This is a genomic window from Bacillus sp. FSL M7-1020 (assembly GCF_038050415.1).
GTDB classification, from domain to species: domain Bacteria; phylum Bacillota; class Bacilli; order Bacillales; family Bacillaceae_G; genus Bacillus_A; species Bacillus_A toyonensis.
On record NZ_JBBOTW010000001.1, the window covers coordinates 2,929,011 to 2,943,156 of the forward strand.

General features: G+C 34.3%; 16 protein-coding genes and 1 pseudogene. 4 read left to right on the top strand and 13 right to left on the bottom strand.

What is annotated here, in order from left to right; genetic code table 11:
- Positions 1-144: 144 nt before the first annotated feature.
- The 4 genes from MHB70_RS14875 to MHB70_RS14890 all read right to left on the bottom strand — a co-directional run bounded on the left by MHB70_RS14875 (position 145) and on the right by MHB70_RS14890 (position 3,619).
- The gene (locus MHB70_RS14875) at positions 145-903 is read right to left on the bottom strand and encodes an SDR family oxidoreductase (protein WP_000716977.1); all 759 of its coding nucleotides are present in this window, start codon (positions 901-903) and stop codon (positions 145-147) included.
- 56 nt (positions 904-959) lie between these two features.
- Positions 960-2,618, bottom strand: coding sequence for a putative ABC transporter permease subunit (locus MHB70_RS14880; protein WP_000036866.1), 1,659 nt, complete (start codon positions 2,616-2,618; stop codon positions 960-962).
- Positions 2,611-3,336, bottom strand: coding sequence for an ABC transporter ATP-binding protein (locus MHB70_RS14885; RefSeq protein ID WP_000570205.1), 726 nt, complete (start codon positions 3,334-3,336; stop codon positions 2,611-2,613). The genes MHB70_RS14880 and MHB70_RS14885 overlap by 8 nt, the downstream gene beginning before the upstream one ends.
- 88 nt (positions 3,337-3,424) lie before the next feature.
- Positions 3,425-3,619 (bottom strand): hypothetical protein, encoded by a 195-nt coding sequence (locus MHB70_RS14890; protein ID WP_000958861.1) that lies wholly within the window; start codon positions 3,617-3,619, stop codon positions 3,425-3,427.
- Positions 3,620-3,799: 180 nt separating this feature from the next.
- On the opposite strand from MHB70_RS14890, the gene MHB70_RS14895 reads away from it, so the two are divergent.
- Positions 3,800-4,159 carry a DUF3796 domain-containing protein gene (locus MHB70_RS14895; RefSeq protein ID WP_061529486.1) on the top strand — a complete coding sequence of 120 codons (360 nt, stop codon included), beginning with the start codon at positions 3,800-3,802 and terminating at the stop codon, positions 4,157-4,159.
- On the top strand, positions 4,147-4,347 hold the full coding sequence (locus MHB70_RS14900) for a helix-turn-helix transcriptional regulator (protein WP_000896289.1): 201 nt from the start codon (positions 4,147-4,149) through the stop codon (positions 4,345-4,347). Before MHB70_RS14895 ends, MHB70_RS14900 begins: the two co-directional genes overlap by 13 nt.
- 79 nt (positions 4,348-4,426) lie before the next feature.
- Here the strand turns inward: MHB70_RS14900 and MHB70_RS14905 are convergent, their stop codons facing one another.
- The 5 genes from MHB70_RS14905 to MHB70_RS14925 all read right to left on the bottom strand — a co-directional run bounded on the left by MHB70_RS14905 (position 4,427) and on the right by MHB70_RS14925 (position 9,436).
- Positions 4,427-5,389: a tubby C-terminal domain-like protein gene (locus tag MHB70_RS14905; RefSeq protein ID WP_000955128.1), complete on the bottom strand. Its 963-nt coding sequence runs from the start codon at positions 5,387-5,389 to the stop codon at positions 4,427-4,429.
- 328 nt (positions 5,390-5,717) lie between these two features.
- On the bottom strand, positions 5,718-6,428 hold the full coding sequence (locus tag MHB70_RS14910; RefSeq protein ID WP_000876835.1) for a YjjG family noncanonical pyrimidine nucleotidase: 711 nt from the start codon (positions 6,426-6,428) through the stop codon (positions 5,718-5,720).
- A 48-nt stretch (positions 6,429-6,476) separates the two neighbouring features.
- Entirely contained in the window at positions 6,477-7,421 is a 945-nt protein-coding gene (locus tag MHB70_RS14915) for a phosphotransferase family protein (protein ID WP_000831898.1), read from the bottom strand.
- A gap of 90 nt (positions 7,422-7,511) precedes the next feature.
- Positions 7,512-8,534 carry a tyrosine-protein phosphatase gene (locus tag MHB70_RS14920; RefSeq protein ID WP_061529487.1) on the bottom strand — a complete coding sequence of 341 codons (1,023 nt, stop codon included), beginning with the start codon at positions 8,532-8,534 and terminating at the stop codon, positions 7,512-7,514.
- 179 nt (positions 8,535-8,713) lie between these two features.
- Entirely contained in the window at positions 8,714-9,436 is a 723-nt protein-coding gene (locus MHB70_RS14925; protein WP_000207397.1) for a hypothetical protein, read from the bottom strand.
- Between the two features lie 123 nt (positions 9,437-9,559).
- Between MHB70_RS14925 and MHB70_RS14930 the strand changes: the two genes are divergently transcribed.
- Together MHB70_RS14930 and MHB70_RS14935 are read left to right on the top strand one after the other, a co-directional pair.
- Complete coding sequence (locus tag MHB70_RS14930; protein WP_000355436.1) at positions 9,560-10,399, top strand: DUF2785 domain-containing protein; 840 nt, start codon at positions 9,560-9,562, stop codon at positions 10,397-10,399.
- A 17-nt stretch (positions 10,400-10,416) separates the two neighbouring features.
- Positions 10,417-10,866: an NUDIX hydrolase gene (locus MHB70_RS14935; RefSeq protein WP_000540494.1), complete on the top strand. Its 450-nt coding sequence runs from the start codon at positions 10,417-10,419 to the stop codon at positions 10,864-10,866.
- Positions 10,867-10,998: 132 nt separating this feature from the next.
- Here MHB70_RS14935 and MHB70_RS14940 read toward each other — a convergent pair whose 3' ends face one another.
- The 4 genes and pseudogenes from MHB70_RS14940 to MHB70_RS14955 form a co-directional block, all read right to left on the bottom strand.
- On the bottom strand, positions 10,999-11,253 hold the full coding sequence (locus MHB70_RS14940) for a YbeF family protein (RefSeq protein ID WP_000004285.1): 255 nt from the start codon (positions 11,251-11,253) through the stop codon (positions 10,999-11,001).
- A 99-nt stretch (positions 11,254-11,352) separates the two neighbouring features.
- Entirely contained in the window at positions 11,353-11,733 is a 381-nt protein-coding gene (locus tag MHB70_RS14945; RefSeq protein WP_001217527.1) for a VOC family protein, read from the bottom strand.
- Positions 11,734-11,779: 46 nt separating this feature from the next.
- Positions 11,780-12,820 carry an ROK family transcriptional regulator gene (locus tag MHB70_RS14950; protein ID WP_061529488.1) on the bottom strand — a complete coding sequence of 347 codons (1,041 nt, stop codon included), beginning with the start codon at positions 12,818-12,820 and terminating at the stop codon, positions 11,780-11,782.
- 122 nt (positions 12,821-12,942) lie between these two features.
- A pseudogene (locus MHB70_RS14955) lies at positions 12,943-14,135 on the bottom strand (MFS transporter).
- Positions 14,136-14,146: the final 11 nt, after the last annotated feature.

Genomic DNA, 14,146 nt, shown 5'->3' on the forward strand with positions numbered 1-14,146 from the left:
AGTATATTGTCACATCAAGAATTACTATCCTCATATGACAATATACTCTCCTATCAAATTTTTCTCTTTCTTGACATTTTATTTATACAAAAAAATATAAATATCTTAATTTTTTTGTTTCTCAACAATTGTTAACATAATGTTTTATGAGAAACCACCATTCGAATGAATGACTTGCCCAGTAATCCACTTCGCTTCTTCACTTACTAAAAAAGATATTAGGCGCGCAGCATCCAATGATTCTCCAACTCTACCTTGCGGGAATTTCCATACTAAATAATGTTCTAATTCCTCTGTAATCCACCCCGTATTCGTCGGTCCTGGATCAACGGCATTAACGGTAATCCCCTTCTCCATCGCAACTGGTGCTACTGATTTTGTAAATGCTTCAATTGCTCCTTTCGTTGCCACATATGCTAGTTCATCTGGCATTGGATCTAATGACTGCCCTGAAGTAAGATTAATAATACTTCCACTCTTCTTGTATGCATAATGTTTTATAAATAATGAACTTAATAACATAGTTGCCCGAACATTCACTGTATAATGTTTATCTAACTGTTCTACATTTAATTCCTCAATTCTCGTATGAGTAGCATACGCTGCATTATTAATTAAAATAGATGGATCACCTAATCGTTCTGATACCATATAAAACAAACGATTTGGTGAATAAGACTGTGATAAATTGATTTCTGCCATTTCACATCGAACACCGTAACTTTCAATCTCCTTCTTCAACAAAAAGGGGTCTTGATCATTCATTCCCCATGGCATCGCTTTATCATACTGAGACCAGTATGTGAAAAAAATGTCTATCCCTTTTTGAGCAAGCACCTTGCATACAGCTGCACCAATTCCATTCAGACGAGTTGCCCCTGTTACAATTGCTATTTTCTTCACCTTTTCTCCTCCATCTATGGATAAATCCCCTGCACGAATACAGAGGATCTACCTTCTTAATTAATATTTGACAATATACGTTCTGCACCTAATTTTAAAATTTTAATAAAGATATAATTTACAATCGTAAACATTGCAAATAAAACGATAAACATAACCCAAAGTCCGACTTGAAGGAAGAAGTATAATACACTTACTCCGGCTACAATAATTAAAGCTATTAAAATATTAGCTAAAAAATTCCACAAAGTTGTATATCGACTTTTAAATAATTTCTGCTCTGTATCCCAATGAATATCTGCAGTTTGTGCGTCCCAGCGTGTTCCAATTAAATTAATTAATAACAACCCGTTCGCACTTAGTAAAAACCACAGTATCATGAAGACTGGAGAAATTCCAGCTACAACTGCCATCGTAATACCAAATACTGCTAAAATAATCACATTAATTAACCAAGCAGTGATCGCTTTCGCAAAAAAGATATCCGAAGCTTTTACTGGTAAATATCGATTCACAAACCATGAGCTTCCATCACGTGAAAATGACGTCGTTGCAATGACGTTACTACCCATCAAAAATAACGATGCACAAAGACCAACACCGATTGCAAACCCCGTTGTCTCTGGATTGTTAATATACTCTGTAATAAACTTTAAATTCCCATCTTGTACAAATAAAATAAAGAACAACATAATCGGCATAACGAAAGTTTGTACGATACAATTTAAGAAAAATTGTGGTGTACGGAATAACGTTTTAAATTCTTTTTTCACATACGCTTTCAAATGTGAACTTTGTACGGTTGATTTCTGTAAACCTTCTGCTGAAATGACCTCTTTTTTTGCTGTACTCGTTGAAAGTCCAATAACCCCTTTTAAATATGTACGCTCTGCAATGTAATAAAACAACACAAAGAAGACAAATGAAATAAGGGCAAAGATCATTACATATAAAGGTCCCTTCCAATTTGCACTTTCTACTAATGCCACTGCTCCAAAATATGTAGTTGGAAAATAATTTGTCATTTGTACTATAAGAGAAGATTGATTATTTACAAGATATTCCGCAGCCCCGTCTCCAGAAAACGCACTTTTATTTCTCCACTGCATAAATACGTTAATTCCTACAATAAATAGTATACTTACGATTCCAATAAATATATTTCCTCGATCTTTATTTTTTGCTATATTTGTATACCTCATGATTACTGTCATCAGTAACGAAGCTAATACTAACGGCACGATCGGGAAAAGTAAGTAAATAAAAATCATATATATGTAATATGTAATAAATGCGCCACTTTTTAAACCGTACGTAATGAAGATGGGTAATAAAATGAATGAACTCATTACGTATTGTGTAATTAATACCGTTAAAAATTTTGCCGAAATAATTTGCGCTGGTTTTAATGGTAACGGCAATAACATTTCAATATCATTGCTGTAGTAAAATACAGTTAAAATGTTCGTAATACTCATTAAAAATACCCATATACTCGCAATCGCAAGTCCCATTGCGATAATCATTCCTGGGTCTTGCCCTAATTGTTTCATACCTTCATACATTCCATGCGTCATCGAACCAAATATTAAAAAACCAACAAATAAAATAGCTGCAAATGAAAATACATATGCCCATCGCTTCTTCTTATCTGTTATGAAATCTGCATAATTTAATTTCAATAATACTTTCGTTAACGTCCAAATTTTACTCATTGCCCGTCATCTCCAAGAACATTTTTTCAAGTGATTCATTGGATTTAAAATGATCTCTCATTTCATTTAAATTTCCTTTAAACTGCAAATTCCCCTTATTAATAATAGCAACCCGGTCACATATTTTTTCCGCTACTTCTAATACGTGTGTAGAGAAAAATACAATCTTTCCTTTATCCGCATGCTCTCTCATCATTTCTTTTAAAATATAGGCAGATTTCGGATCAAGCCCTGTTAACGGTTCATCTAAAATCCATACATCTGGCTCATGCACGAGCACACCAATAATAACAATCTTTTGTCTCATACCGTGTGAATAACTTTGAATTTGATCAGATAAAGCATTATAAAGGTCAAATTTCTTCGCTAAAGACTCTATTCGTTCTTGGCGTACTTCTTTCGGCACTTCATACATATCTGCCATAAAGTTTAAATATTCAATTCCCTTTAATCGTAAAAACATATCTGGGCTATCAGGAACATAACCAAACGTCTTCTTCGCTTCCATCGGCTCTTCCATAATATTTTTGCCGTTAATCGTAATAGTCCCTTTGTCCACCCCATGAATACCAGTAATCATCTTAATTGTCGTTGATTTACCAGCACCATTCGGTCCTAAAAACCCAAAGATTTCTCCGCTAGGCACAGATAAACTTAAATCTTTTACTGCATAGGTAGACCCATTATAACTTTTTGACACATTCGTAATTTCAATCATTCCATCCAATCCTTTCCTTAATTACCAAATAACTATACTGATATTATAGCATACTTCTATTTTGAGATTTTTACATTTTTCAGTTTATTTAACCTTTAAAATAAATGTACACCCCTAATCCAACAATTAAAACGACGGCTAATATAATATAAATCATCGTAAGACGTTTAATATTTCCTTTTGTCGCTTTACTATAATTCGCATCACCATTTCTCCCAATTAACACCGTCGCAATTACAGTAATCACTACAAGTAATACAACAATCATGATCCAAGTTAGCATTCCTTCCTCCCCTTCCTTACAATCATTTTACAATATTATCCTCTTTATTTCGCAGTATATTTCCTCTTTTTACTATTATTATGAAAAGAATTGGAAAACTATTATTACCATACATTTCTATACGTGATATATTTATAACATAATGTGATTTTTTTCTAACATGATAAGGAGGATATATTTATGAAAACAACTTGGATTAAATATTTAGGATTTCTCGGTTTCTTCGGTTTTCTCGGATTTTTTTATGAAAAAGGATTTTTTACTATGTTCTGTTTCTTCTCCTTCTTCACATCGTATAGAACGGTTCAACACGATGAACTGTTTGGACAAATTGTCAATAAATCGTGCCGCAATGCATTTATCGTTACATTACTAACTACCGCTATCATTCTGTTTATTGAAATGTTATTTCCAAACCCTACTTTACAAGAGATTGATATTGCTGTTATTTTCGCTACACTTATTCTTACGTTCGGTTTCTCTATGTTCTTTTACGATAAACCAGTTGATGAAATGGAAGATGTACCATGGCGTTCGTAACGAAAATAAAAGAATACCGCGCCAAGCTACATATGACACAAGAAGATTTAGCAAAGAGCGTTGGTGTACGCCGTGAAACAATTAGCCATCTTGAAAAAGGAAAGTACAATCCTTCCTTACAACTTGCTCACGATATAGCGAGAGCACTTCATAGTAAGATTGATGAGATTTTTATTTTTGAGGATTGATTAAAGGCATCCTGTCACCATAATCACATAAAAAAATACCATCATTCTTTCCAAAAAGAATGACGGTATTTCTCATTGATTATCCATATAAAACTGCATGAAATACGCCTAACAGTAAGTATTGATCCTCTATATAATCATCATCATACACATTCATCTCGATGTAATACATATCTTCCTCAAGACGAATATTCCAATCTGCGATTACATAGCCCTTTCGTAATAACTTTCCAAGCCCAATTGAAGTTTTGTGAACAACATATTCTTCTCTCTTATATGTAAAGGTAAATAAGAAATTTGCGTCTAATAACTTTCCGTCACATACAAGTATTTCATGCTCTGCATCATTATTATCTTTGTACGTTACTAAAATCTTTCTTTGGCGCTGCCTACTTACATCCTTTGCAATGACGCGAATATTATCCTTACTATCCTTTATTTCATAAATGATATTACTACCGATTTTTGGAATGAAGTCTAGTACTCTCATCAACGTATTTTTATAGTAGCCCCGTACTACGCCTACTTGTTTGCTTTCATTATAAACTTCTATTGATATTGTATCCGCTTTACTATCACACGGTCGTTTGTAAGAAAGCTGCATCATTCGCTCTCCTCTTAAGTACTGATCAAACGTCACAGGATATTCTATCGCACGCAGTTCCTTATTTAGCTCATATAAACAACGCCCAACGCTCTCTATTAATGCTGTAGTAGATATACGTTCCTGAAGTTCAAATTGTTGCCAACTGGAATAAATTCTCCACTGATTTTCCTCTTCATAGGAAAAACCAAGAATTATCTCATCACGGTCAGCCGTTTCATAATTCATATGTACGTTCTGCCCGTATTGAACTTGTTCCATCCACTGTCCTAAATAAATGCCGAGCTCTGCAACCTTCATGCATGACTTTTGAAAAAGTACTCTTTCACTCGCGCAAATCGTTACATCTCCTTCGATAAAGCCCTTTGAATAAGCATCATACCGTGACTCATCCTTCTGCGGGAGACTTTTGTCTAACTCAAATAAAAACGTTAACATCCTTTATTCACCTCTAGTTGTTACACTAATCATACATGACATCGCATTACTCTGAGAAACTATTTATATATGTATATTTAATTCACGCATTATAACACGTGAATGACCTTGTATAGTAGCGCTATTTTTTATTCTATATCTTAGTATATGAACTTATATGAGCGATTTTTCTAATATATCTATCGTAACTTACAATATATCAACGATTTTTTCAATATATCTATCGCAACTTACAATATATCAACGATTTTTCTAATATATCTATCACAACTTACAATATATCAACGATTTTTTCAATATATCGATTTTTCGACAAATATCAGCACAATTAAAATGAAGCTACCTTTTCTTCCGCCACTTCCCCAATTTCTAAAATTTGTAGCAGACTCTCCACTTCATAAGTCGGCTTAACACCCGTCATATTTTCTTTCAAACTCGGATTATACCAACACGTATCAATGCCGTAATCTTCTCCGCCTTTCATATCAGAAGTTAGCGAATCTCCAACCATTAGTACACTTGATTTATCCGTAATCCCAAACTTTTCAAACGCATAATCAAAAATCTCACGTGCTGGTTTTTGATGCCCCACTTCTTCAGAAATAATAATATGTTCAAAGAAGTTACGTAAAGGCGAATTTCCAATTCTCGATTGTTGCACCTTCGTATATCCATTCGTAATAATACCTAGCTTGCAATCTTGTAGATTTTCACATAATTGCACTGCACCTTCAATAAGATGTATTTCTTTCCCTAAGTTTTCAAGGTATACATCACTAAATTGCTGCGCATCTACTTCTATATGATGAAGTGCAAATAATTGTCTAAATCGATCTACCGCTAATTCACTTAGCGTAATCATTTTATTCTCTAAATCTCTCCATAACCCATTACTAATCTCTTTATAACTTGCAAGATAATCATTATACCCTGTAGGCATGCCGAACTGTACAAACGCGTTATGTAATGCGTTTCTTTCCGTTTCAGGGAAATCTAATAATGTATCGTCTACGTCGAATAATATAACGTTGTATTTCATGATGTTCTCCTCAATTCCTATTTTCAAAACTTCATTTTCATAGCTTCATTATAAACTTTTATATATTTCATTATAAAGTGCTTTGACTCGCTCTTTATAGAATACACCTTTATCCTTTATTTTCAAATGTGCTATAAATAAGTTTGCTAGCATGACCGCTGTATCTAGTCTATAAAATAAATTAACAATATGAGGGGTAGCATTAAAGATACTATCATTCTTATATCCATCTTTAAATTCATCCCAACTAACCTCATTTGTTTCAGCTATTCTCATAAGCTCCAATAACGGATGACCAATTAAAGCGTTATCCCAATCAACTATTGCTTTAACTTCTCCATTATACCCAATTAAATTGGCTGGTCGAATGTCCATATGTAATAAACACTTTACATGATTAGCTGTACTAAGAATATGTTCAATTGTTTGTGCATCTGGAAGTTTAATACCACAATTCGTAATTGTATTAAAACCTTCTACTCGTTTCACAATGCGTTCCGCTATATACTTACTAATTGGCTCTTTAATATTCTGCTCGTAATGTAAACCTTCAATTGGCATACTATGAAGCTTGCTGACTAACTTCCCTATTTCGTATGCCGAAATTGGCATATGATCCGTAGCCACATAATCCGATATTAAAAAATCAAGTTCGGTAGAAAGATGCAATCTGTGTATACTTGGTACTGGAATACTTTTTGAATGACAATACTTAGAAAGCTCTGCTTCCTTTTGCAACGAAATCCGACTATTAAATAAATCTTCATTTATATTTTCTACTTCTCTTTCCCACGGCACTCGAAATGCTAAAGGTCCCTTTCCTGAATCTCCGCGAAAAACAATATTTTGCACTCCCGTTCCAATCACCTTTAAATCCTGCACAGCTAATTCCTTATATTCTTGACTTAATATTGTTGTTAAACTTTCCCTTAACTCCTCTGCTTTTAAACGTGTATGGATCATTTTATCCCCCGATTCGTAAGTTCTTTTCATCCATTTTCTCCTCGGTGCACAACATCCTCATAAACAAAATTATAGCAATAATAATAAAAGGAGGCTAATCCAAATCAGCCTCCCTTCTTCTTATTTTTCTTCTAACAATAACATTTTCATTTCCTCTAACGACTCTTTCGTAAAGCCAAGAGCTTTTTCAGCGTATGCTTCAACTGATCCGTATTGCTTATGGATTCCATCAATCGCAGCTTGTAAATATTCGGCGCGTGCTTCAAACATTGCACCTAATATCGCTCTACTCTCATCGTTTTGTAGTTTTGCACCTAAAAAGACCATCATTTTTTCATTTAATTTTTCACGGAAACCGTTACTTAGTAAATAATCTTCCATTACTGTTTTTTCTGGCACACCTAATAGAAGTAGTAATAATGCTGATCCAAATCCAGTACGGTCTTTTCCAGCTGTACAGTGGTTTACTAATGGTAAGTTTTCCGGATTTTGTGCAAGTTGTAAGAAGCTCACGAACGCCTCGTTACCACTTACGAAATCTTGGTTCATTTTCACAAGATATTCACCTGGTTTCCCCAACAGAGAAAGGTCACCAACTTGGAAAAACTCATTTATATTTAAGTCTTTCGCCAAGTCTTGCATAACTGGTAAGCATACTTGACGAGCACCTGTAATCTCTGGATTTGGCTTATGCTTCACTTCAAAGTCTGTACGATAATCACAGATTAACTTTAATCCAGACTTCTGTAAATACGCAATATCCCACTCTGTTAGTCCCGCTAATTCTTCAGAACGGTACAATTTGCCCCATTTTACTTTACGGCCTTCTGTCGTTTCATATCCTCCCATATCACGGAAGTTAAACGCTCCTTGTAGTGGCAATCTACGCTCAGCTACTGTCACTGCTTGTCCATTATTTCCTACTAGTCTAAAATATGGGCGTTCATTTTCACTCGGGTTTTCAATAGTGCATGATGATTCCCCGTTTACAGTTACAAGTAATTCTCCATTTTCTTCAATATAATCTGGTGAAGTACTCCAATAAATGCGTACTTCTTCTATATTATTTTCCCACTTTATATGTAACATATTATCTTCATTTCGTTCTACAGTTGCTTGTAGCCAATTTTCTTGCTGCTCCATTCTTTCACCAACGCTTTCTCTTATAATCGAATCTTTCTCTATTGTATTATAGGAATATCTACTTTGTCGTTCTCATTTTTCTTTTTATCTTACAAACAGGCAAAAAGTTCTTTTACTTGTTCATAATTTGTACACGGATTGCCTCGAAATGAGTTCGAGAGAGTACATCATTCATCCTCCTAAAACTTCCTCACATATCGCTCAGTAGAACTAAGCAGCTGACATCCATTCTTCCCAAAAACATCCTTCATCCACTCATTTTGTACATTTGTCTCGCCAATATAATAAGATGCACCTATTTCCTTTAAGACAAACATTGCACCTGTAAAGAATGCTGCTTCGTACCCTTTATTTCGCATATTTGGAGCCATTACGAAATACATAAGTTTCCCTTCTTCTAACGTACCTTTCTCAATATGCGGGATTACAATTCCTATTGGCTCTTCGCTTGCAACTGCTGTTAAACAATGTTCTTTCCATTGCTCACCAATTTCTTGTTTCATCATATGTACAAATTGATTATAGTCGACTTGTTCTTTCGTCATTTCGTTCCAAAAAGAATAAAAAGTATCCTCTCCTACTTCTTCAATCAGCTTAAAATCAATTTCACTTTCTACATCTTCTACTTCATATATATCCTTAAATACAATCATGTTTTCAGTAACATATTCAAATGAATACGTTTCAAAACATTTCTTATACACATCATAATTTGGACTTTTTGAAGAGATCTCAAAATGTAATTTTTCTACCCCCTCTTTTTCAGCCTCAGCAACGCAATATTGCATGATCTCTTTTAATTGCTCTTCTGTAAAAGCCTCTGCATTATTTTCTTTTATCATGATAGAAGAAGCACTTCTTCTTATTTTAAAATGTTTTTCTAACTGTTCTATTGTCGTCATATTCTTCCCTCATCTATGTCATACTCGAATTTCTAATGGTTCTCCTTGCATGAGCAGGATTGTCCTTGAATATATAGAATACTAGAAAAGATCGCATCTTTAAAGTGCGGAGGAGGTTCTCCATTGGATATTACAGCATTGCAACAACAATTAGAGCTTATACAACAAAATGACTATACGCAACTGCATCATATAAATGTAAATGAGTTAACTTTGAACATGCTTCAGTACATCGGAACGACTGATAGTTACGTTCGTTACCAACTTATATATAAATGTTTTGCGCATTTCATTCATCATGAATTCCTTATGGACGATCAGCTGAAATTACTGTTACAAACATGTTTAAGTGATGAGTATTTATATTGTGACATTTACTCCCCACATACAGATGGGGTTTTCACACGTTCTTACACTGTTTCTTTAATTGCGTTAATACTTCAATTCGCTAACTCTCACTACTTTTTTACAGAAGAGGATATTGAAGAGATAAAAAATAAACTCATTACATATACAAACTTAGAAATGGACTTTCGAGGATATATCGAAAATAAAGGATGGGCTCATTGTATCGCCCACGTATCTGATGCTTTCACTGAAATTGTTCATAATTCACATACGACTTTTGAGTGGTATGAAGAGCTCATTCATTGTTTATTAAATAAAATCTTCATTCCATCTGATATTTTTCATAATAACGAAGATGAGCGTATTGTTACGCCATTAATATCCATGCTGTATCATGACTTCCAGCAAGATGAGTTAATTTCAATTATTTATAAAAAAATAAAAAGGCTTCCTCAAATTAGAAAACGCCTTTCGCTTAATGAGTATTGTATTTTATGTGCCAACATTAAAACCTTTTTACGTACATTATTTTTTAGAACAAAAGATGATCATAACTTAGCCTATACAGCACGTAAAACAGAAAAAATGTTAAAAGAACTTCCAAACTATTATTAAATACAAGGAGAAAAATTATGGGTTATATTGAAGACGTAAGAAATCTAGTAGGAAATCATCCACTTATATTAATAGGCTCACACGCCATTATATTAAATGAGAAAAATGAAGTATTACTACAGCTCCGAACAGACTTTAACCGTTGGGGTATTATTGGTGGTGCCTTAGAATATAACGAGACGTTAGAAGATGCTTTAAAACGAGAAGTATTTGAAGAAACTGGGCTTATCATTAAAAATCCAGAACTGTTCCGTACATACTCAGGACCAGATTTTTTTCAAATCTATCCAAACGGCGATCAAGTACACGGTGTACTCGTTATTTATATTTGCCGAGAATTCCACGGTGAACTTATATGTGATCAAGCTGAGTCAAAAGAATTACGCTTTTTTCCGCTTGATAGGTTGCCTATTACTCTTCATCCAGTCATTGAGCGGATTATTAAAGAGTTTCAGCACTCTAATTAAAAAACATTACAAAATAAGTACCTTATATTTTATATAAAAATATAACAACCTCATTTCTCGTCATTACAACGTGAAATGAGGTTGTTATCGTTCACCGTAAATCCCTATTTCCCCAAAAAATAATTAGATGATTTAACGTTCTTTTTCTACAGCTTTATATCCCTTTACAAATAAAATAGTTATATAAGAAATAATGAATGAAAAAACAGTATACATGCCCACCCAAAAGAAAAATGATGGATCGTACAATGTAACATTGAACATAAGAAAAATAAGAAATGTTACCATTGGCATCGCGTAAAATGTACCTATTTTATATGTCACAGCTATTGAAAACATACAAATAAGCAATGGATATATACAGAAAATAAAAATTGACTCACTCAATGTTATGTCCCCCTTTCTGAAGAAATAATAGCTTTCTCTTAAACATTTTGGGGAACAACAAAGTTTTATATTTTTTATTCGTTATTAGTAAATAAAATGTTAGATTGTTATCTCGATCTGATTTCCTTCAGGATCACTTACTACACTTTCATAATAACCATCTCCTGTAGTGCGTGGGCCATTTAACAGAGGATATCCTGCTTCTCTTAACCTATCCGTTAATTGGTCTACTTTTTCTTTGCTACCTACAGAAAATGCCATATGCGCATATCCTACTGTTTGTTTTTTTATTACATCGTCTATCCCTACCTGTCTCATAAGTTCTAGACGCGCACCACCTTCAAAAGTTATAAAGTAAGATTCAAACTTTTTTTTCGGATTGTGATACAATACATTCGCTTCACCATTGAAGTACTGTTTATAGAAATCACGCATGCCTTCTAAATCATTCACCCAAATTGCTACATGTTCAATTCTCATAATCGACACCTTTTCTTTTTATGGTATTCAACCAACAATTTGATATTTAATTTTCTTTGCTTGTTCTTGTAATCATAAGATCAAGTCCAAGGCTTTTTAATCCATATAAATAATCTTCTTCCCAATCGCTTACTGTTATTTTCGGAATATGTTCCGCCGGAATGTACTGTGGACAACTTTTTACAATTTGATCTATTACAAATTGATTCACTTCATCATCACAGAAAATAAACGCATGTGGATTAATAATAGCTATACATGTAGAAATTAATCGAGTAATAGCATCTATATTATATTCCTCTGGATTATTCGAATCTCTCACTTCATCTCCACTTCTCAAAGCTTGTAAGAAATTTTTATTATCATACTGCGGAACAAAAGATATCTCTCCCGAGAAAAATGTACTTCCTCGGACTACATCCCCATTTATCATAATACCCGCACCTGGACCATTTTGACCTGAATACAAATATACAAGAGAGGAATTGTCATGGTTTCCAGTGTTTTTATAATAACCAAGCACTGCGGCATTCATATCGTTCTCTATTACTACAGGTATAGAGAACAGATCCTCCAAATGACTTTTTAAATTAAAATTTTGGAACTTTTCATAACCAGGTATATAAAAAATACGACCATTATCTACCGAACCGGGCACACCAATTGATATAGAGCTTATTTTCGGGAATTTAGCGATAAGACTTTCAATATGTTTAGATAATAGGTTTACGCCAGTATCAATTAATACACTTGAAGTACTTCCTTTTTCTTTTACTTCCCCTAAACAGTTAAAAATCGTATAGTTTGTCTCATTTTTTTCTAAAAATATCGCTAAACCTAACATATATTCCGGATTATAAGCATATCGTTTCGCTCTTCTTCCACCACTTGAATCATCTAAACCGACTAAAGTGACTTCACCGTCTTGTTTCATATTTTCTATAAATTTACTTATCGTTGGAAAACTGATTTCTAATATATTACTAAGTTCAACTTTCGTTGCACTACCTCGCTCTAAAAGAGCTGTACGAATGCCGCGAAGGATCGTCTCTTTAATCGATTTTTGAGTAACAAATTGTTCACTCAAATCGCTCACCACCTTAATCAACATACTTATTAAACACTTTTAATAAGTTGCGTTGACAATATATCACACATCATTTTCTAAAGCAATAGAGATGATATATTTCCACTGCATGCACTCCTTGTTTAGCTCGATTTATTCTCTCTCGTAACAGACGATACAATTCCAGATAAGAGAACAAATAATAAAACAGCTAGCAAGGCATTACGTATTCCGAACGATTCCCCTAGTATACCTAAAAATGGTGGTCCGACTAAAAAAGCTGTATAACCGATGATAGAAACTGCAGCAACATTAGAAGTCGCATTTTCACGATCATCTCCAGCAGCAGAAAGACCAATTGGGAAACCTAGCGCCGCACCACCCCCCCACAGCACTACACCAACTGCTAGAAAATACGAGTTACTCCCAAATATTACGATTAAAATTCCTATAATCGCCACCATAATAGTAGCACGTACGACAGCGACACGACTGAATCGATCAAGGAAATAACTACTACACATACGAGCTAACGTCATTGCCAATACAAAAATTGTGTACATAATAGAACCTGTCACTACACTTTGCTGATGTCCATCTACCATCACGATAGGCAGCCAATCATTTGCACTTCCTTCTGCAAATGCCATTCCAAGCACAAAAAGACCAATTAAAAGCACCTTTTTTTCCATACGTAAGGAAGTACGCTTCGCTCGCTTTTTGTTCTGCGATTTCTCTTTCTTTCCTGTTCCGTGCGGAAGAAAACGATACACCATACATACAAGTAATAAAAACACGGCCGAAATCGCAAGAAACTGATACAGGATTGGGATGTGAAGCGAGGCGGCGACAGTGCCACTGAGCGCGCCTACTAAAGTTCCTACGCTAAAAAACCGTGGAATTTCGGTAGAAGTGCCATTCCTAATTTCTGCTCTATTGAAGAGCCTTCTACATTCAATGAGACTTCTGCCAGCCCATATCCTACTCCAAATACTAGCAAGCTACCAAAAGCCCCTATGCTAGAAACAAAATAAATATTAATACTTAAACAAAGTAATCCAACAATTATTAAAAACATACTGCCTATAATAACGTCTCTAGCTCCCTTACAGTCAATAAAATGACTTGCACTCAGTAAACCAATTATTGAACCGACAGATAAACCGAACAAAATCCAGCCCATTTCTGCATTTGAAACTGCTAAAATATCTCGCGCCGCTGCTGTTCTAGAAATCCATGTAGCAAACGCGACACCTGGCAAAGCAAATAAGAGAAAAAGAGCGTTTCGAGAGGCAAGTAATGTCTTTGTATGATTGTCCGCACTATTTTTCTTCATATGAAACACCT